The sequence below is a fragment of the Bradyrhizobium diazoefficiens USDA 110 genome (assembly GCF_000011365.1).
In the GTDB taxonomy this organism is placed as follows: Bacteria; Pseudomonadota; Alphaproteobacteria; order Rhizobiales; family Xanthobacteraceae; genus Bradyrhizobium; species Bradyrhizobium diazoefficiens.
In genome coordinates, this window is the sequence record NC_004463.1 from 3202124 (window position 1) to 3221585 (window position 19462).

The 19462-nt window shown below is 65.1% G+C and carries 18 protein-coding genes; 9 read left to right on the forward strand and 9 right to left on the reverse strand.

Going from position 1 to position 19462, the window contains the following annotated elements:
- Nucleotides 1-7: 7 nt before the first annotated feature.
- The gene (locus tag BJA_RS14430) at nt 8-1357 is read right to left on the reverse strand and encodes an aspartate aminotransferase family protein (protein WP_011085694.1); all 1350 of its coding nucleotides are present in this window, start codon (nt 1355-1357) and stop codon (nt 8-10) included.
- 3 nt (nt 1358-1360) lie between these two features.
- The gene (locus BJA_RS14435) at nt 1361-2233 is read right to left on the reverse strand and encodes a MurR/RpiR family transcriptional regulator (protein ID WP_011085695.1); all 873 of its coding nucleotides are present in this window, start codon (nt 2231-2233) and stop codon (nt 1361-1363) included.
- An 87-nt stretch (nt 2234-2320) separates the two neighbouring features.
- Between BJA_RS14435 and BJA_RS14440 the strand changes: the two genes are divergently transcribed.
- Both BJA_RS14440 and BJA_RS14445 read left to right on the forward strand, forming a co-directional pair.
- Nucleotides 2321-3508 (forward strand): amino acid ABC transporter permease, encoded by a 1188-nt coding sequence (locus tag BJA_RS14440; protein ID WP_011085696.1) that lies wholly within the window; start codon nt 2321-2323, stop codon nt 3506-3508.
- A gap of 2 nt (nt 3509-3510) precedes the next feature.
- Nucleotides 3511-4617: an amino acid ABC transporter permease gene (locus tag BJA_RS14445; protein ID WP_011085697.1), complete on the forward strand. Its 1107-nt coding sequence runs from the start codon at nt 3511-3513 to the stop codon at nt 4615-4617.
- Between the two features lie 186 nt (nt 4618-4803).
- Here the strand turns inward: BJA_RS14445 and BJA_RS14450 are convergent, their stop codons facing one another.
- Together BJA_RS14450 and BJA_RS14455 are read right to left on the reverse strand one after the other, a co-directional pair.
- Nucleotides 4804-6222 carry an amidase gene (locus BJA_RS14450; RefSeq protein ID WP_038965780.1) on the reverse strand — a complete coding sequence of 473 codons (1419 nt, stop codon included), beginning with the start codon at nt 6220-6222 and terminating at the stop codon, nt 4804-4806.
- A gap of 126 nt (nt 6223-6348) precedes the next feature.
- On the reverse strand, nt 6349-7125 hold the full coding sequence (locus tag BJA_RS14455; RefSeq protein ID WP_011085699.1) for an SDR family oxidoreductase: 777 nt from the start codon (nt 7123-7125) through the stop codon (nt 6349-6351).
- A 155-nt stretch (nt 7126-7280) separates the two neighbouring features.
- Here BJA_RS14455 and BJA_RS14460 point away from each other — a divergent pair, with 155 nt between their 5' ends.
- Nucleotides 7281-8354: a tartrate dehydrogenase gene (locus BJA_RS14460; protein WP_011085700.1), complete on the forward strand. Its 1074-nt coding sequence runs from the start codon at nt 7281-7283 to the stop codon at nt 8352-8354.
- 173 nt (nt 8355-8527) lie between these two features.
- Here the strand turns inward: BJA_RS14460 and BJA_RS14465 are convergent, their stop codons facing one another.
- The 4 genes from BJA_RS14465 to BJA_RS14480 form a co-directional block, all read right to left on the reverse strand.
- Nucleotides 8528-9601, reverse strand: a complete 1074-nt coding sequence (locus BJA_RS14465; protein WP_011085701.1) for a malate/lactate/ureidoglycolate dehydrogenase — start codon at nt 9599-9601, stop codon at nt 8528-8530.
- Between the two features lie 12 nt (nt 9602-9613).
- A complete protein-coding gene (locus BJA_RS14470) occupies nt 9614-10525 on the reverse strand; it encodes a glycerate dehydrogenase (protein WP_011085702.1) in 912 nt (303 codons plus the stop codon).
- Between the two features lie 12 nt (nt 10526-10537).
- A complete protein-coding gene (locus tag BJA_RS14475; protein ID WP_011085703.1) occupies nt 10538-11788 on the reverse strand; it encodes a Zn-dependent hydrolase in 1251 nt (416 codons plus the stop codon).
- A gap of 119 nt (nt 11789-11907) precedes the next feature.
- Entirely contained in the window at nt 11908-12825 is a 918-nt protein-coding gene (locus tag BJA_RS14480; protein WP_011085704.1) for a LysR family transcriptional regulator, read from the reverse strand.
- Nucleotides 12826-12944: 119 nt separating this feature from the next.
- Between BJA_RS14480 and BJA_RS14485 the strand changes: the two genes are divergently transcribed.
- From BJA_RS14485 to BJA_RS14510, 6 genes are all read left to right on the forward strand, one after another.
- Nucleotides 12945-13760: a putative hydro-lyase gene (locus BJA_RS14485; RefSeq protein ID WP_011085705.1), complete on the forward strand. Its 816-nt coding sequence runs from the start codon at nt 12945-12947 to the stop codon at nt 13758-13760.
- Nucleotides 13761-13849: 89 nt separating this feature from the next.
- On the forward strand, nt 13850-15094 hold the full coding sequence (locus tag BJA_RS14490) for an ABC transporter substrate-binding protein (protein WP_038965775.1): 1245 nt from the start codon (nt 13850-13852) through the stop codon (nt 15092-15094).
- 153 nt (nt 15095-15247) lie between these two features.
- Nucleotides 15248-16126 (forward strand): branched-chain amino acid ABC transporter permease, encoded by an 879-nt coding sequence (locus BJA_RS14495; protein ID WP_028172393.1) that lies wholly within the window; start codon nt 15248-15250, stop codon nt 16124-16126.
- Nucleotides 16126-17109, forward strand: coding sequence for a branched-chain amino acid ABC transporter permease (locus BJA_RS14500; RefSeq protein ID WP_038965773.1), 984 nt, complete (start codon nt 16126-16128; stop codon nt 17107-17109). The genes BJA_RS14495 and BJA_RS14500 overlap by 1 nt, the downstream gene beginning before the upstream one ends.
- Entirely contained in the window at nt 17106-17837 is a 732-nt protein-coding gene (locus tag BJA_RS14505; RefSeq protein WP_011085709.1) for an ABC transporter ATP-binding protein, read from the forward strand. The genes BJA_RS14500 and BJA_RS14505 overlap by 4 nt, the downstream gene beginning before the upstream one ends.
- The gene (locus tag BJA_RS14510) at nt 17821-18525 is read left to right on the forward strand and encodes an ABC transporter ATP-binding protein (protein ID WP_011085710.1); all 705 of its coding nucleotides are present in this window, start codon (nt 17821-17823) and stop codon (nt 18523-18525) included. The genes BJA_RS14505 and BJA_RS14510 overlap by 17 nt, the downstream gene beginning before the upstream one ends.
- Before the next feature lie 161 nt (nt 18526-18686).
- Here BJA_RS14510 and BJA_RS14515 read toward each other — a convergent pair whose 3' ends face one another.
- Entirely contained in the window at nt 18687-19367 is a 681-nt protein-coding gene (locus BJA_RS14515; RefSeq protein WP_038965772.1) for an aldolase, read from the reverse strand.
- Between the last annotated feature and the right edge of the window lie 95 nt (nt 19368-19462).

Here is a 19462-nt window from a genome sequence, read left to right on the forward strand (position 1 = left end):
TCTCCCCTCAATGATTGACACTACGCAACACGTTGTCGACGGCGGTGCCGAGCTTGTCGACGATCAGGTCGATCTCGGCGACTGATGCGATATAGGGCGGTGCCAGCAGCACGTGGTCGCCGCGGACGCCGTCCACGGTGCCGCCGCCGGGATAGCAGCCGAGGCCGTTGGCGAAGGCCTCCGCCTTGATCTTCTGGTTGAGCTTGAGCGCCGGATCGAACGAGGTGCGGCTGGCGCGATCGGCGACGAGCTCGATCGCCCAGAACAGGCCGCGCCCCCTGATATCGCCGACATGGCGGTGATTGCCGAAGCGCTCGGTCAGTCGCTGCTCGAGCTGCTTGCCACGCTCCTTGACGCGATCGAGTAGGCCGTCCTCGCGGATCACGTCCTGCACCGCGAGCGCGGCCGCGCAGGCGAGGGGGTGCGCCAGATAGGTATGGCCATGCTGGAAGGCGCCCGAGCCTGACCGGATGGTGTCGATGATCCTGCCGCTCGCCAGCATCGCGCCGATCGGCTGGTAGCCGCCGCCGAGCCCCTTCGCGATCGCCTGGATGTCTGGGGCGACGCCTTCCTGCTCCCAGGCATGCGTGGTGCCGGTCCGGCCCATGCCGCACATGACTTCATCCAGGATGAGCAGCGCACCATGCCGGTCGCAGATTTCGCGCACGGCCCTGAAGTAACCGTCCGGCGCCGTCACCGCGCCGGCGGTGGCGCCGACGACGGGTTCGGCGAGGAACGCCGCAACGGAGTTGGGACCGAGCCGTTGAAATTCAGCTTCTAGCTCGGCTGCGAGCCGCGCTACGAACTGCGCATCCGACTCGCCGTCGTGTTTCTCATGATAAGCAAAGGCGGGAGTCACATGGCTGAAGGCGGCTGACAGCAGCGGCGCATAGGGCGCCCGGCGCCAGGCATTGCCGCCGGCGGCGAGCGCGCCGAGCGTATTGCCGTGATAGCTCTGCCGCCGCGCGATGAAATGCTGTCGCTGCGGCTCACCGCGCTCGATGAAATATTGCCGCGCGAGCTTGATGCTGGCCTCGATCGCCTCCGAACCGCCGCTGACGAAATAGGCGTAGGCGAGACCGCCGGGCTCGTGTCCGACCAGCGTCTCGGCCAGTGCTTCTGCCGGCTCGGACGAAAAGAAGGCGGTGTGCGCATAGGCGAGCGTCGACGCCTGCTTCGCCATCGCCGCGATCACACGCGGATGCTGGTGGCCGAGACAGGAGACCGCGGCGCCGCCGGAGGCGTCGATGACGCGCCGTCCGTCCTCGGCGAAGAGATAGATGCCTTCGCCGCCGATCGCCTTGGGCGGCGTTTCGCGTAGCGAGCGGTGCAGCACGCGGCTGGTGCGAGTGCTCATGGATCAACCTTTCTCCGAGACGTAGGTGGTAGCTGCGGCAAGCCGCGCCTCGGTATTCTCCAGACGCTTCTTCGCGGCGATGCCGCCGAGCGAGAACGTCACCGCGGCAAGCGACTGTGCAATCGCGATCGCGCCGGTGAGGCTTGGGAAAAAGCCCGGGGAAGAGGCTGCCTCGAACAGCAGCACATGGTCGGCGCCCTCGGCCATCGGTGCTGATACGCTATCGGCGATCGCAATCAGCGTCGCGCCGGCACGATAGGCGGCCTGCGCGACCCGGACGCTCGCGTGCGTATAGGGCAGGAAGCCGATGACGATGACGGCTTCGCCGGGGCGGAAGGCGCCAAGATCCAGATCGTCAGGACCGGACGCGCCGACGAGTTGCACCTGTTCGGGACGAAATAGCCGCAGTTCGTAGTTCAATAGTTCCGCGACGCTGCGGCAGCTGCGATAGCCCGCGATCCAGATCCGCTTGGCGTCGTGCAGCGCGCCGGCCGCCTCTGCAATCGGCTGCGCCGGAATGCGCGGAAGGCCGGCGGCCTCGGCCACCAGCTTGTCGGTAACGAGCGCGACGTCGGCGTGCGGACCATGACGCCGGCTCTTGGCGCGGCCGGAGAAGGGCGAGGTCTGCGATGGCCGCCGTGCCTCGGTCAGCGCCGCGCGCAACGCGTCCCAGCCGGAATAGCCGATGGCTTTTGCAAGCCGCGTGAACGCGGCGGGATCGGCGCCGGCAACGGCCGCGAGATCGCGCATCGAGCGGGTGGTGGCGTCGTAATCATTGGCGGCGACGAAGCGCCCGACCTCCTGCAAGCGCATCGGGAGCGATGGCAATGCAATGCGCAGTTCGCTCAGCGGCGAGGATTTCGCAGGCTCGGCCATGAAACATTTGTTGCATGAATTGGCTTTTGGTGCAACAGTTGACGTGCGCCGCCGGAAATCATTGCTTTTGAGAAGGATTTTTGCGCTGTGACATCAGATGGTCCGAGACCGCCGCCGCGCCGCCGCTTGTTCGGCGCCTTCGGACAACGGGAGCTGAAAGGCCTGTTCTGGCAGGTCCTGGTGGTCGGGATCGCGGTCGGGGTGATCGCCTTCCTCTGGTCCAACACCGTCACCAATCTCTCCGCTCGCCGGATCACCACGGGCTTTGCCTTTCTCGGCCGCGAAGCGGGCATGCCGATCGCCGACAGCCTGCTCGCCTACAATCCGCGCGACACCTACCTCTGGGCCTTCGTCGTCGGGATCGTCAACACTCTGCGCGTTGCGGTGATCGGCATCGTGCTCGCGACCATCCTGGGCACGCTGATCGGGATCTCGCGGCTGTCGGCCAACTGGCTGCTGTCGCGGCTCGCCGCCGTCTATGTCGAGACGCTCCGCGACATCCCGCTGCTGCTTCAGCTCCTGTTCTGGTACGTGCTGATGCAGGGGCTGCCGGCCGCGCGCGCGGCGTTCCGGCCGCTCGAGGGAGTGTTCCTCTCCAATCGCGGCCTGATCCTGCCGGCGATCCCGATCGGGGCGCCGCAACTCTGGGTGCTCGGCACGGCCGCGCTGGGCTGTGCCGTGTTCTATGTTTTCAGACGATGGCAGATCGCGCAGCAGATGCGGGACGGCAAGCCGCGGTCGGCATGGCCGTTTGCGCTCGGCCTGATCGTCATGCTGCCGGCGGCAGTGTCGGTGCTGCTAGGTGTGCCCTGGGCGATCGAATGGCCCGAGCTGCGCGGCTTCAACTTCGTCGGCGGGTTGACGCTGGCGCCGGAATATTTTGCGCTCCTGATCGCGCTCGTCGCCTACACCTCGGCCTTCATCGCCGAGATCGTGCGCAGCGGCATCCAGTCGGTGCCGCGCGGGCAGTGGGATGCCGCCAACGCGCTCGGCCTGCGCCGCAGCTTCATGCTGCGGCAGATCATCCTGCCGCAGGCGCTCCGCGTCATCGTGCCGCCGATGACGAGCCAATACCTCAACCTGACCAAGAACTCCTCGCTCGCGGTCGCGATCGGCTACCAGGACGTGGTCTCGGTCGCCAACACCACGCTGAACCAGACCGGGCAGGCGATCGAGGCGATCGCGCTGATCATGGCGGTGTTCTTGACCATCAGCCTCGGCATCAGCTTCTTCATGAACTGGTACAACGCGCGTATCGCGCTGGTGGAGCGCTGAGCATGACGGCGATCACCGATAGTCCGGATGCACCGCGCGCCGCGCGCCGCCCGCAGATGGGAAATCCGGTGCTGCGCTGGCTGCGCACCAATTTGTTCTCGTCGATCCCCAACGGCATTCTGTCGGTCGTGCTGCTGGCGATCCTCGCCAAGGGCATCTTCAGCTTCGTGCAGTGGGGCATCGCGAATGCAGTGTGGCTGACGCCCGCGAACGATTCCAGCGCGTGCCGTGCCGTCCGCGGCTTCGGCGCCTGCTGGGCGATCATCCCCGAGAAATATCGGTTCATCCTGTTCGGCACCTATCCGTTCGACGAGCAATGGCGGCCGGCGCTGTCGGTGGTGCTGTTCATCGCGCTGTTCTATCTCTCCAGCCGCCGTGCTTTCTGGCGGCGCGAGCTGGTCTATCTCTGGATCGGTGTGCTGGCGCTGATCAGCGTGCTGATGTGGGGAGGCGTGTTCGGCCTGTCCTTCGTGTCGCAGGACCGCTGGGGCGGACTGCCGGTGACGCTGATCCTGGCGACCTTCGGTCTCGCCTTCGGCTTCCCGCTCGGTATCCTCGTCGCGCTCGGCCGGCGCTCAAAGCTGCCGGCGATCCGCTCGCTCAGCGTGCTCTATGTCGAGCTGATCCGCGGCGTGCCGTTGGTCAGCCTGCTGTTCATGGCGAGCGTGATGTTTCCGCTGTTCATGCCCAGCGGCTTCAACATCGACAAGCTGCTGCGTGCGCAGATCGCGATCATCCTGTTTGCGGGCGCTTACCTTGCCGAAGTCATTCGCGGCGGCCTTCAGGCCGTGCCGCGCGGACAATACGAGGCCGCCGAGGCGCTGGGGCTGTCCTATTGGCGCAAGCACCGGCTGATCGTCCTGCCGCAGGCGATCCGCCACGTCATCCCGCCGCTGGTCAACACCTTCATTGCCTTCTTCAAGGACACCAGCCTCGTCCTCATCATCGGCATCTTCGACCTGCTGACGACGGCCAAGACGGCGATCATCGATCCGGCCTGGCAGCAATTCTCGGTCGAAGTCTACATCTTCGTCGCCGCGATCTATTTTGTGTTCTGCTTTGCGATGTCGCGCTATAGCCGCGGCCTGGAGGCGGCAAGCGGACGGTGAGGTGATCTTCCTTCTCCCCTTGTGGGAGAAGGTGGCGCGAAGCGCCGGATGAGGGGTTCTATCCTCGAGTTCGGACGGTGAGGGAGTCGCTCGCGGAGAGATACCCTCCCGTCTCGCCGCTTCGCGGCGAGCCACCCTCTCCCACGAGGGGAGAGGGGAACTACCGAGTACGTGTTGTAGATCGTGCTACTTCTTCACCTTCGGATCAATCGGCGTCGTGCCGCGCAGGCCCAGAATATCCTCCAGAACCTTCGCTCCCGCGAGCACTTGTGCATCAGCGCGGGGGGCTCCCACCACCTGGACGCCGACCGGCAGGCCTGACGCCGTGAAGCCGCAGGGCAGCGACAGCGACGGGCAGCACGCTAGCGTGATGGCGTAGACGATGCCGAGCCACTCGACGTAGTTGTCGAACCTCTTGCCCGCGCATTCGGCGACATAGCGGTCTTCGATCGGAAAGGGCGGCACGATCGTCGTCGGCACCAGCAGGAGATCGTAGGTCTTGAAGAACTCCACCGCGCGTGCAGTCATGCCGACGCGCTGCGCCTCGGCGCGCGCGAGCTGCTCGACGGTGAGCTTGAGGCCTTCCTCGATGTTCCAGATCACCTCGGGCTTGAGCAGGTCCCGCTTGGTGCGCAGCAGATTGGCCTTGGTGATGGCGAAATCGAACGCGCGCAGCACGTGGAAGCATTCATGCGCCTCGCGCCAGTCGGGATGGGCCTCCTCGACGATGGCGCCGGCCTCGGCAAAGCGCTCAGCGGCCTTGCGTGTGATGGCCTTCACCTCAGGATCGACGGGCGTGATGCCGAGATCGGGTGAATAGGCAATGCGCTTCGGCTTCTTGCCCGCCTGTGTCGCCGACAGGAACGACGTCGCAGGCGCAGGCAGCGACAGCGGATCGTCCGCATAGTCGCCGCTCATGGCATCCAGCAGCAGGGCGAGATCCTCGACGTTGCGTGCCATCGGGCCCACCACGCCGAGATTGCGATCGATCGCCGATTTGGGGGTATGGGCGACGCGGCCAATGCTCGGCCGCATTCCGACGACGCCGCAGAACGCCGCCGGGCTGCGCAGGCTGCCACCCATGTCGGAGCCCTGGGCGAGCCAGGCCATGCCGGTCGCAAGCGCCACCGCCGCGCCGCCTGAGGAGCCGGCGGCGGACTTGGACGTATCCCAGGGATTGAGAGTTGCGCCGAACACCTCGTTGAAGGTGTTGGCGCCGGCGCCGAATTCCGGCGTGTTGGACTTCGCGTAGACGACTGCGCCGTTGGTTTCGAGGTTCTCGACCATGAGGTCGGACTTCGCGGGGATGTTGTCCTTGAAGATCGGCGAACCCTGCGTGTTCAGCACGCCGGCGACGTCGGTCAGGTCCTTGATCGGCACCGGCAGGCCAGCGAGCAGCCCGCGCGCACCGGCCGGCTTCTGCATCAGCGCCTTCGCATTGGCCCGCGCGCGGTCGAAGCACAGCGTCGGCAGCGCGTTGACCTTGCCGTCGACCTCAGCGACGCGCTTCTCCAGCGCATCCAGCAGTTCGAGCGGCGAGACGTCGCCGGAACGCAACTTGTCGACGACGGTGCGGGCGGTTTCGCGGATCAGGTCTTGAGACAACTATTTTACTCCTATCTCTTGATTGTCATTCCGGGGCGCCCGAAGGGCGAACCCGGAATCTCGAGGTTCCGGGTTCGATGCTTTGCATCGCCCCGGAACGACGGTGGCTAAATAACCTTGGAGAAACTAACCCCACCCGGCACTGATGCCGCCATCCACCGTATAGATGACCCCGGACGTATAGCCGGCGCGATCCGACGCCAGGAACGCCATGAGGTCGCCGATCTCGCGCGCATGCGCGGGGCGGCCGAGCGGCAGGCTCTTCTGGAATTCCTTGTAGCGGCTCTCGTCGCCGAACTGGTGCATGGCCCGCGTCTTGAGCAGCGTGACGTGGCGGTCGGTGCCGACAGGGCCGGGATTGATGCCGACCACGCGGATGTTGTCGGCGAGGCTCTTGCCGCCGAGCGCGCGGGTGAACGCCATCAGCGCGGCATTCCCGGCGCTGCCGCAGATGTAGTTCGCGTCGAACTTTTCGCCGGCCGCACCGATGTCGTTGACGATGACCCCGCCGCCCTTCGCCTTCATCTGCGCGTAGATCTGCCGCGTGAGGTTAATGTAGCCGAACACCTTCAATTCCCAGGCGTGGCGCCAGGTCGCCTCGTCGATCTTGTCGATCGAGCCGCCGGGGATGTCGCCGGCATTGTTCACGAGGATGTCGATGTCGGCGGCTTCTGTGGCCAGCCGTGCGATGCCTTCGGTCTTGCGCAGGTCGACGATGCTCGTCGCGGCGTCGATCTGGTGAGCAGACCGCAAGCGGTCCGCCAGCGCCTTGAGCTGATCGCCGCTGCGCGCGGCGAGCAGGAGATGCGCGCCTTCCTCGGCGAACGCCTCGGCGGCGGCGGCGCCGATGCCCTTGGACGCGCCCGTGATCAGGACACGCTTGCCACGCAGATGCAGATCCATGGGGGTTACTCGCAAGATAGGAATACGATGAAATCAGTAGGCGGTCGGCCGTGCCACGGTCAACATTGCAGTGCAGCGTTGCACTGCCCGCGACTTTGGTTCATTGCAGGGCGATCAAAAGACGGCGGCTGCCGGACCAACCAAGGACGTTCTCGATGAGCAAAAAACAATACCGGATCGCGGTCATCCCCGGCGACGGCATCGGCAAGGAAGTGATGCCGGAGGGCCTGCGTGTTTTGGAGGCGGCCGCCAAGAAACACGGCGTGTCCCTGCATTTCGACCATTTCGACTTCTCGTCATGGGACTATTACGAGAAGCACGGCCAGATGATGCCGGACGACTGGAAGGAGAAGATCGGCAAGCACGACGCGATCTATTTCGGCGCGGTCGGCTGGCCGGCCAAGATTCCGGATCACGTTTCGCTGTGGGGCTCGCTGATCAAATTCCGCCGCGAGTTCGACCAATACGTGAACCTGCGGCCGGTACGGCTGATGCCCGGCGTGCCGTCGCCGCTCGCCAACCGCAAGCCCGGCGACATCGATTTCTGGGTGGTCCGCGAGAACACCGAGGGTGAATATTCCTCCGTCGGCGGCCGCATGTTCCCGGACACCGACCGTGAATTCGTCACCCAGCAGACGGTGATGACACGCACCGGCGTCGACCGCATCCTGAAGTTCGCCTTCGAGCTCGCGCAATCGCGGCCGAAGAAGCACCTGACCTCGGCGACCAAGTCGAACGGCATCTCCATCACCATGCCCTATTGGGACGAGCGCGTGGAGGCGATGGCCAAGAAATTCCCGGGCGTGAAGTGGGACAAGTACCACATCGACATCCTCACCGCGAACTTCGTGCTGCATCCTGACTGGTTCGACGTCGTGGTCGGCTCGAATCTGTTCGGTGACATCTTGTCCGATCTCGGCCCGGCCTGCACCGGTACCATCGGCATCGCGCCATCAGGCAACATCAATCCCGAGGGCGATTTCCCCTCGGTGTTCGAGCCGGTGCACGGCTCGGCGCCCGACATCGCGGGCCAGGGCATCGCCAACCCGATCGGCGCAATCTGGTCCGGTGCGATGATGTTCGAGCATCTCGGCGAGAAGGAAGCCGGCCGATCGATCGTGGAAGCGATCGAGCGCACGCTCGCCGAGCGCACGCTGCGCACCAGGGATCTCGGCGGCAACGCCGACACGACCGCCTGCGGCAAGGCGGTCGCGGATATGGTGGATTAAGCAGAGCTGCTAACCGAGGCGTCGTCCCGGCGAAAGCCGGGACCCATTACCCCAGGGAGTAGTTGCGGCGCGACGTTGGTGACTACGAGTCTTCGCCAAACCACCTTCTGTGGTTATAGGCCCCGAATCTGCGCTTCGCTGCGCTGATCCGGGACGACAGCAGTTGCGGTTTCCTACCCCACGATCTTCTCGATCGCGGCCTGATCCAGCCCGAACTTCTGCCCGGCCTCCAGAATCTCCTGCCAGGTGGTCGGATCGACCGGAATGCCTTCGGCGAGGCGCTTTTTCTTGGTCTCGCGCTCGGGCTCGCCGGCGATCTTGACCTTGTCGACGCCGGGGCCAGGCGGTGAGCCGGTGTGCCAGGCGACGAAGCTTTCGACTTCGCGTGCGAGGTTTTCGCCGGTGCCGAGCTTGCCCGGATCGATGATGATCGAGAGCATGCCGTTGAGGACGTTGTACTTGCCGTCGGACGGGCCCTTGACCACCTGTCCGCCGGAGAGCGCGCCGCCGAGGATTTCGCACACGAGCGCGAGCCCCGAACCCTTGTGCTCGCCGAACGGCAGAATAGCGCCGTACGGCGGGATCACGGTGTAGCGCGGATTGACCGTGGGCTTGCCTTCATTGTCGATGATGGTGCCGGGCTCCAGTTCGACGCCCTTGTTGTGGGCGACGCGGGTCTTTCCCTGCGCGATCCTGCTGGTGGCGAAGTCGAGCACGATCGGCTCTTTGCCCCTGCGCGGGATGCCGACGCAGAACGGGTTGGTGCCGTGGCGGGCATCGCTGCCGCCCCAGGGCGCCACGATCGGGCGCGAGATCACGTTGACGAAGTGAATCGATACAAGCCCGTGGTCGATGCACTGCTCGGCCCAGTGGCCGATGCGGCCAATGTGGTGCGCATTGGAAAGACCGACGAGACATACGCCGTTGCTCTTGGCACGCTCGGCTGCCAGCTCCATCGCTTCGTGGCCGATCACCTGGCCGTAGCCGGTGAGGCCGTCGAGGGTGAGGAGCGGGCCAGTGTCGAGCACGATCTTGACGTGCTGGTTCACGGCGAGGCCGCCGTTGGTGACGCTCTGGACATAGCGCGGGATCATGCCGACGCCGTGCGAGTCATGTCCCCTAAGATTGGCCTCGACGAGGTTGGCGGATACGAGCTCGGCCTCGCGGTCCGAGGAGCCGCCGGCCTTGACGATGGCGCGGACGACGCTGGTGAGCACTTCGGCCTTGATGGTGCGATAGTCAGCCATTTGTTGTTGCTCTTATCCCTTCACGATCCGGCGGCAGTGAATCCAGGCCGCTTCAATCAGGTTCTCGCTGGCCTCCGGCGTGCGGAACGCCGAATGCGCCGACAGTGTCACGTTCGGCAGTTTTGTCAGCGGATGATCGCCGGGCAGGGGCTCGACGTTGAAGACGTCGAGGCCGGCGTGACGGATGTGGCCCGACTTCAGCGCGTCGATCATGGCGACCTCGTCGACGACTGCGGCGCGCGCGGTGTTGATGAGGATGACGCCGGGCTTCATCGCAAAGATCTTCTCGCGCGTGATCATGCCGCGCGTTTCTTCGTTGAGCAGCAGGTGCAGCGACACCACGTCGCTGGTCGCCAGCACCGTGTCGAGATCGGTGAACGTGACGCCCGGGGAGCTCTTCGGCGAGCGATTCCAGGCGATCACCTTCATGCCGCTGCCGGACGCAATGCGCGCGACCTCTGCTGCGATGCCGCCGAAGCCGATAAGGCCGAGCGTCTTGCCGGTGAGCTGCATGCCGTCTTCGCGCAGCCAGTTGCCGACGCGCATCTCGCGGTCCATCATCGCGATGACGCGGGCCGAGGCCCACATCAGCGCGATCGCAGATTCAGCCACGGCGGTGTCGCCATAGCCCTTGATCAGGTGCACGGAGATGCCGAGCTCGGCGAGCTCTTCCGGATTCATGTAGCTGCGCGCGCCGGTGCCGAGGAACACGACGTGCTTCAGCCCCATGCATTTCTTCGCGACGTCCGTCGGCAGCGCGGTGTGGTCGACGATCGCGATCTCGGCGCCGTCGAGGATTTCCGGGTATTGCTCGGGCTTGATGTCCGGATCCCTGTTGATCCGCACCTTGGGATCGCCTGGTTTCTCCAGCCGCTCCATGATCACGGCGAGGGCTTCGTTGGCGTCGACGAAAACTCCGCGCATGGCTCTCTCCGGTCAGGCCGCGACGCCGGCGATCGCCAGCACGGTGTGCATCAGCACGTTGGTGCCTGCGGCGCAGTCGGGCTGCGTGGCATCCTCAAGCTCGTTGTGGCTGATGCCGTCCTTGCAGGGCACGAACACCATCGCCGCCGGCATGACGGTGTTGAGGTTGCAGGCATCGTGGCCGGCGCCGGAGGTGATGCGCCGAGAGGAATAGCCGAGCGTCTTCGCCGCGTTCTCGACCGCCGCGATCAGCTTGGGATCGAAATGCGTCGGCGGCTTGCGCCAGACCAGGTCGATCTTGACCTCGACCTTGCGGCGCGCAGCGATCTCGGCAATCGCGGCGCGTAGATCGCGATCGAGCGCGTCCATGATCGCGCCATCGGCACTGCGGCAATCCATGGTGAAGGCGATCTCGCCGGGAATGACGTTGCGCGAGGGGTTTGCGATCACGGCCTCGCCGATGGTGCCGACCGCGTTCGGCCCATGCTTCTTTGCAATCGCCTCCATCGCCAGCACGATTTCGGAGAGCGTGGCCAGCGCATCGCGCCGCAGCGGCATCGGGGTCGATCCCGCATGGCTCTCGAAGCCGGAAATCTTGCCGTCATACCAGAGCACGCCCTGGCCGGAATCGACGACGCCGATGGTCTTGCCCTCGGCCTCCAAAATCGGGCCCTGCTCGATGTGCAGCTCGACGAAGCAGCCGAGCTTCTGGAAGCCGACCGGCTTGTCGCCGCGATAGCCGATGCCGTCGAGCGCCTGGCCGACGGTGATGCCCTCGGCGTCCTTGCGTGACAGGATGTCGTCGGTGGTGAAATCGCCGACGTAAGCCGCGGACGCCATCATCGCGGGCGCGAAGCGCGAGCCTTCCTCGTTGGTCCAGTTGACCACACAGATGGGCGCCTCGGTCTCGATGCCGGCGTCGTTCAGGGTGCGGATCACTTCCAGCGCGCCGAGCGTTCCCAGGATGCCGTCATATTTGCCGCCGGTCGGCTGGGTGTCGAGATGCGAGCCGATGCCGACGGGCGGCTTCGACATGTCACGTCCCTTGCGCAGGCCGAACTGTGAGCCGAGCGCATCGACATGAACCTCGAGACCGGCATCCTCGCAGGCCTTGCGGAACCAGTCGCGCACCTGCTTGTCCTCGGCGCTCAGCGTCAGCCGCCGCACGCCGCCCTTGGCCGTCCCGCCGAATTGCGCGGTCTCGTGGATGGAGCCCCAGAGGCGGGCGGAATCGATTTGCAGATTGGTGGCGGCTCGGCTCATGCGGTCAGTCTCTCAGTTGTCATTCCGGGGCCCGACGAGCGAACCCGGAATCTCGAGATTCCGGGTCTGGTGCTTGCGCACCATCCCGGAATGACGTTGAAGGTTGTCCGGCATCCGTTTCAATGACGCGCCAGCGCGGGCGCGTCAACCGCGAGGCTGCTCTGCGCAATCTGACATGCAAGCTCGGCGACACGCTCCACCGCCACGACGTCGGGCGAGGCGAGCCAGCTCGCCGTGAACGTCAGCGGTGTGATTTCGAGATCGGTGTCGAGCAGTTGCAGCCGCCCGTCGGCGAGCTCGTTCTCGACGATGGCGTCGGGGATCACGGCGATCCCGAGGCCCTCGACCGCCATGTGGATAACGGTCGCGAGCGACGCAGAGGCATGCAGCCGTATCGGCGGCAATTCCGGCCGGTCGAACACCTCGCGCACGACCTCGTAAGGCTTGGTCTTGCGTGGGAAGGTGATGATCGGAAACCGTGCGAGCTCCGCCGGCGTCACCGGACCCTTGCCGAGCCCGAGCGAGGGGCTTGCGAGAAAGCCGATCGGGTAGTCGGCGAGCACGCGATTGTGCACGCCGGAGGCGGACAGCGGCCCAACCACGAAAGCAAGCTCGATCTCCTGCGCGAGGAGGCGTGCCGTGAGGTTCGGGGTGATGTCGACCTCGATCTCGAGCGACAGGTTCGGATAGATCTGGTTCACGCTTTTCACGAGGCGCGGCAGCCAGGTGTGCACGATGGTCTCGGCGACGCCGAGCCGCATCACGCCGCGCATCGCTGAGCGGTCGCCGATCTCCGCCATCATCTGAGCGCGGAGACCGATCAGCTTCTCCGCATAGACCATCATCTGCCGGCCGCTCGGCGTCGGCGAGGCCACGCGATGGTCGCGGTTGAGCAGCTTCACGCCCATCTCGCGCTCGAGCTGGGCGATGCGCTGGGAGATCGCCGGCTGGGTCGTGTTGAGGCGGGCCGCAGCGCCGCGGAAGCTGCCGAGCTTCACAACCCAGAGGAACGTCTCGATCGATCTGAAGTCCAGCATTGGAAGGATTTCCCCGATCGATAAATTGGATTTATCGATATTGATTAGAAAGGACGATTAGACTTTATAGCACGCTTGGTGTTGGCTGTCCTTGTCGAGTTTATAGGCAGGTCGATCAGATGACTGTTTTGGTGGCAGCGCAGCAAACTGAAACGCCCGACCCACTCCCGAGCCGCCAGGCGCGGCTCGCCTATCGCGGCGGCGAGGTGGGATCCACCGCCGGGGTCGCCCCCGGCTTCGTCCAGGGCAATCTGGCGATTCTGCCGGCGGAATACGCCAGCGCCTTTCACCGCTTCTGCCAGCTCAACCCGAAACCCTGCCCGATCATCGGCATGTCCGACGTCGGCAGTCCGCATATCCCCGCACTCGGCGCCGATCTCGACATCCGCACCGACGTTCCCCGCTACCGTGTCTGGCGCGATGGCGAAGTCGTCGACGAGCCGACCGACGTGACGGGCTACTGGCGCGACGATCTGGTGACCTTCGTGCTCGGCTGCTCGTTCTCGTTCGAGGAGGCGCTGCTCGACGAGGGCATGCCGATCCGCCACATCGAGCAGAACGTGCGCGTGCCGATGTACCGCACCAACATCGCCTGCGGCGAGGCCGGTCCGTTCGCCGGCCCCATGGTGGTGTCGATGCGTCCGTTCAAGCCGGCCGATGCGATCCGCGCCGTGCAGATCACCTCGCGCTATCCAGCCGTGCACGGCGCGCCCGTGCATCTCGGCCATCCGCATCTGATCGGCATCAAGGACATCGCCAAGCCCGACTATGGCGATCCCGTGCCGGTTGCCGACGACGAGATTCCGGTGTTCTGGGCCTGCGGCGTGACGCCGCAATCGGTGATCAACGCCGCCAGGCTGCCGTTCGCGATCACGCATTCTCCCGGCCTGATGCTGGTGACGGATCTCAAGAACAGGACCATGGCCGTGATATAGTGGGCAGCGTTTGCTGCTTCTTCGGGCTTTACCGCATCCATCAATCGCTTCATTCGATCAGCCGAAATTCCGTAACAGAGGACTTTGCCATGACGATCTCTCGCCGCGACGTGTTGCTGGGTGCCACCGCCACTGCAGCGCTGGTGCCGCTCGCTGCACGCGCCCAGACCTCGGAAGTCGTGATCGGCGTCATCTATCCGTTCTCCGGCGGCAGCGCGCAGCAGGGCGTCGATGCGCAGAAGGCCTATGAGACCGCGCTCGAGGTCATCAACAAGGACACCGATTTCGACCTGCCGCTGGCGAAGGGCGAAGGCCTGCCGGGCCTCGGCGGCGCAAAAGTCCGTCTCGTGTTCGCCGACCACCAGGCCGATCCGCAGAAGGGCCGCGCCGAGGCCGAGCGCCTGATTACGCAGGAGAAGGTCTCCGCCATCATCGGCACCTACCAGAGCGCGGTCGCCGTCACCGTCAGCCAGATCTGCGAGCGTTACCAGATCCCGTTCGTCTCCGCCGACAACTCCTCGCCGAGCCTGCATCGCCGCGGCCTCAAATATTACTTCCGTGCCGCGCCGCATGACGAGATGTACTCGGCCGCGATGTTCGACTTCTTCGACGCCATGAAGAAGAAGGGCACCAAGATCGAGACGCTGTCGCTGTTCCACGAGGACACCATCTTCGGCACCGACTCCGGCAACGCCCAGGCCAAGATCGCCGGCGAGCGCGCCTACAAGATCGTCACCGACATCAAGTACCGCGCCAACTCGCCGTCGCTCTCCGCCGAGGTGCAGCAGCTCAAGACCGCCAATGCCGACGTGCTGATGCCCTCGAGCTACACCACCGACGGCATCCTGCTGGTCAAGACCATGGCCGAGCTCGGCTACAAGCCCAACGCGATCGTGGCGCAGGACGCAGGCTTTTCCGAGAAGGCGCTCTACGACGCCGTCGGCGACAAGCTCGAAGGCGTGATCTCGCGCGGCACCTTCTCGCTCGACCTCGCGCAGAAGCGCCCGATGGTCGGCAAGATCAACGAGATGTTCAAGGCGCGGTCGGGCAAGGATTTCAACGACCTCACTTCGCGCCAGTTCATGGGCCTGATCATCCTTGCTGACGCCATCAGCCGCGCCAAGTCGACCGACGGCGAGAAAGTCCGCGATGCGCTGGCCGCCACCGACATCCCGGGCGAGCAGACCATCATGCCCTGGAAGCGCGTCAAGTTCGACGAGATGGGCCAGAACAACGACGCCGACCCGGTGCTGCTGCAATATGTCGGCGGCAAGTTCGTCACCATCTTCCCGCCGCAGGCCGCGATCGCCGAAGCGATCTGGCCGATGAAGTAAGCGTTTCGGAGAGCGGGAGCTCAGACTTGGCTCCCGCCCTCATCCTGAGGAGCGGGCGTAGCTCGCGTCTCGAAGGACGAGGGTGGGCCCATCCTTCGAGACGCGCGCCGCGGCGCGTTCTTCAGGATGAGGGCGTATTGTGGGGGACGACTTTTGACAGCTCAAGCCATTATCCAGAGTCTCGCGAGCGGCCTGCTCATGGGCCTGCTCTACGGACTGATCGCCGTCGGCCTCGCGCTGATCTTCGGCCTGATGGACGTCGTGAACTTCGCCCATGGCGAGTTCCTGATGATCGCGATGTATGTGAGCTTCTTCCTGTTCGCGTTCTTCGCCATCGACCCCCTGCTGTCGGCGCCGCTGGTCGCCGCGGCCCTGTTCGTGTTCGGGGCGGTCGTCTACCTCTTGATTGTACGCTTCGCGATGCGCGCCAAGGCAAACGCCGGCATGGTGCAGATCTTCTCGACCTTCGGCCTTGCCATCGTGATGCGCGGGCTCGCGCAGTTCTTCTTCACGCCGGACTATCGCAGCATTCCGCAGTCCTGGCTCGGCGGCAAGACGATCTCGATCGGCGGCATCTTCCTGCCGGAGCCGCAGTTGATCGGCGCGCTGGTCTCGATCGCGGCTTTCGCCGGCCTCTATTTCTTCATCAACCGCACTGACTTCGGCCGCGCGCTCGAAGCCACCCGCGAAGATCCCGGTGCAGTCGCACTCGTCGGCATCGACAAGAACCGCGTGTTCGCGCTGGGCTGGGGCCTGGGCGCCGCACTGGTCGGTCTCGCCGGCGCGATCATGGCGGTGTTCTTCTACATCTATCCGGACGTCGGCGCCTCCTTCGCGCTGATCGCCTATGTCACGGTTGCGCTCGGTGGTTTCGGCAGTGTGTTCGGCGCGTTCGCCGGCGGCATCATCGTCGGCCTCGTCGAGGCGACCACCGCCCTGGTGCTGCCGCCTTCGCTGAAATCGGTCGGCATCTACGCGGTCTATCTGCTCGTCGTCTTCATCCGGCCGCGCGGCCTGTTCGGATCGATGTGATGGACCAGAATTTTGCTACGCGGCGCCGCCGCGACCTGATCATCGCCGCGGTGCTGGCCGCGCTCGCGGCCCTTGCACCGCTGTTCATCAAGGATGTCTACGTCCAGAACATCCTGATCCTGACCCTGATGTACGCGGCGCTGTCGCAGAGCTGGAACATCCTGTCCGGCTATTGCGGACAGATCTCGCTGGGGCACGCGCTCTATTTCGGCATCGGCGCCTATACCACCGAGCTGCTGTTCACCAAGTTCGGCGTATTGCCCTGGTTCGGCATGCTCGCCGGCGGCGTGATTGCGGCCGTCATCGCAATGGGGCTTGGCTATCCCTTCTTCCGTCTGCGCGGCCATTACTTCGTGATCGCGACCATCGTCATCGCCGAGATCGGGCTGCTCCTGTTCCAGAACTGGGAATGGGCGGGTGCTGCGATGGGCATCACCATTCCGGTGCGCGGCGACAGCTGGCTGAAATTCCAGTTCATGCGCAGCAAGCTGCCTTACTTCTATTTCGCGCTGGTGCTGTGCAGCCTCGCCTGGTTCGTCACCTGGTGGCTCGAAGATTCCAAATGGGGCTTCTGGTGGCGCGCCGTGAAGGACAATCCGGAAGCGGCCGAGAGCCTCGGCGTCGTCGTGTTCAATTCCAAGATGGGCGCGGCGGCCGTCTCCGCCTTCCTCGTCGCCATCGGCGGTGCCTTCTATGCGCAGTTCCTCGCCTATATCGATCCCGAGAGCGTGATGGGCTTCCAGTTCTCGCTGCTGATGGCGCTGCCGGCCGTGCTCGGCGGCATCGGCACCCTGTGGGGGCCGGTGCTCGGCGCTGCCATCCTGATCCCGATGACGGAGCTGACACGCTCCTATATCGGCGGCTCCGGCCGTGGTGTTGACCTTATCGTCTATGGCGCACTGATCGTTGCGATCTCGCTGGCCCTGCCGCGCGGTCTGGTGAGCCTGTTCTCCCGTTCAAAAGCAAAGGGAGCCACGCGATGACCGCGCTCCTTGAAACCCGCGGCGTCTGGCAGCGGTTCGGCGGCCTCGTCGCCAACAGCGACGTGTCGATCTCGGTCGGCCGCGGCGAGATCGTCGGCCTGATCGGCCCGAACGGTGCCGGCAAGTCGACATTGTTCAATCTCATCGCCGGCGTCCTGCCGCCGACCCAGGGCTCGATCTGGTTCGACGGCGAGGACGTCACCCACATGCCGGCGGCCGAACGCTGCCAGCGCGGCGTCGGGCGCACCTTTCAGGTGGTCAAGAGCTTCGAGACCATGACCGTCATCGACAACGTCATCGTCGGTGCGCTCGTGCGCAACACGGTCATGCGCGAGGCGCGGCGCAAGGCGCATGAGGTGCTCGAATTCACCGGCCTCGCCGCGCGCGCCGACGTGCTTGCGAGCGATCTCGTGCCGGCCGAGAAGCGCCGCCTCGAAGTCGCCCGTGCGCTTGCGACCGAACCAAAGCTGCTGCTGCTCGACGAAGTCCTCACCGGCCTCACGCCGACCGAGGCGCAGACCGGTGTCGCGCTGGTGCGCAAGGTGCGCGATGCCGGCATCACCGTGCTGATGGTCGAGCACGTCATGGAGATCGTGATGCCGCTGGTCGACCGCGCCATCGTGCTCGACCTCGGCAAGGTGCTGGTCGAGGGCAAGCCTGCCGACGTCGTTCGCGATCCCAAGGTGATCAGCGCATATCTGGGAGATCGTCATGCTGTCAGTGCATGAAGTCACGACCGCCTATCAGGGTCTGGTCGCGATCTCCGCAGTCTCGATCGAGGTCGAGAAGGGCGAGATCGTCTGCGTCGCCGGCGCCAACGGCGCGGGCAAGTCGACGCTGCTGAAGTCCATCGCCGGCGCCGAACGCCCGCGTTCGGGCACCGTGACGTTCGACGGCAAGCGCCTCGACGGCATGGCGCAGCACCACATCACGGCCACCGGCATCGCCTATGTGCCGGAGAACCGCCGCCTGTTCCCGCGCCTGTCGGTGCGCGACAACCTTCGCCTCGGCAGCTATCTCTACCGCGGCGAGGCGAACCGCGAGGGACCGCTCGACCTCGTCTTCAACCTGTTTCCGCGTCTTCAGGAACGTTTGGAGCAGCGCGCCGAAACGCTCTCCGGCGGCGAACAGCAGATGCTCGCCATCGGCCGCGCGCTGATGACGCGCCCGCGGCTGCTGATGCTGGATGAGCCCTCGCAAGGCATCATGCCGAAGCTGGTGGACGAGATTTTCCAGGCAGTATTGCGCATCCGCGACGCCGGCATGACCGTCCTGATCGTCGAGCAACGCATGGCCGAGTGCCTGGAGATCGCCGACCGCGCCTACATCCTGCAAACCGGCCGCGTGCTGATGCAGGGCGCGGCGAGCGAGATCAAGGGCAATCCCGATGTGAGGAAGGCGTATCTGGGGCTTTAGCTAGACTGCCGCCGCAATCGCAGCCGTCATCCTGGGGGGGCGCGCTCTTTGCGCGCCTCGAAGGATGGGCCGCAAGCACCTGTAGCCCATCCTTCGAGGCTTCACCTTGCGATGCATTGCATCGCAAGGCTCGCACCTCAGGATGATGGCAGAGTATGCGGTTAATGTCCGTGCCCGTGCCCATGCTCCGGCAACGTCACCCCGAACACCTTCACCAGATCCGTCACCTGCTCCGGCGACAGATATTTCGGGTTCATCCCGCGCAGCAGCAGATAGAGCTTCGCCGTCTCCTCCAGCTCCTCCGTCGCGAACACCGCGGCCTCCAGCGTGTCGCCGGCGACCACCGGGCCGTGATTGGCGAGCAGGACGGACGAATATTTCCCCGCCAGCCCCTTGATCGCATCCGCCACTGCGGGATCGCCGGGGCGGTAATAGGGCACGAGCGCGGTCGCGCCGCATTTCATCAGATAATAGGCCGTCATCGGCGGCAGCGCGGCGCGCGGGTCGATCTCGGGCAGCATCGACAGTGCGACAGAATGCGTCGAATGCAGGTGTACGATCGCGCGTGCGCTACCGCGGGTGTCGTAGAGCGCGGTGTGCAGTGGAACTTCCTTGGTCGGTGCATCGCCCGAGATCGGCCGGCCTTGACTATCCAGCCGCGACAGCCGCGCCGGGTCGAGGAAGCCGAGCGAGGCGTTGGTCGGCGTCACCAGCCAGCCGCCATCGTCAAGCTTGACGCTGATATTGCCAGAGGAGCCCGGCGTCAGCCCGCGCTCGAACAGGGACCGTCCGAAGCGGCAGATATCCTCACGCAGCCTTGTCTCGTTGCTCATGGCCGTCATGCCTGCTTGTCTCACGCTTTGGCAGCGCGGCCAAGCCGTGTTATTCGGTTGCCAAGCTGCCGCAAAGGGCGGCTATTCGGGAAACGTTCGCAAGG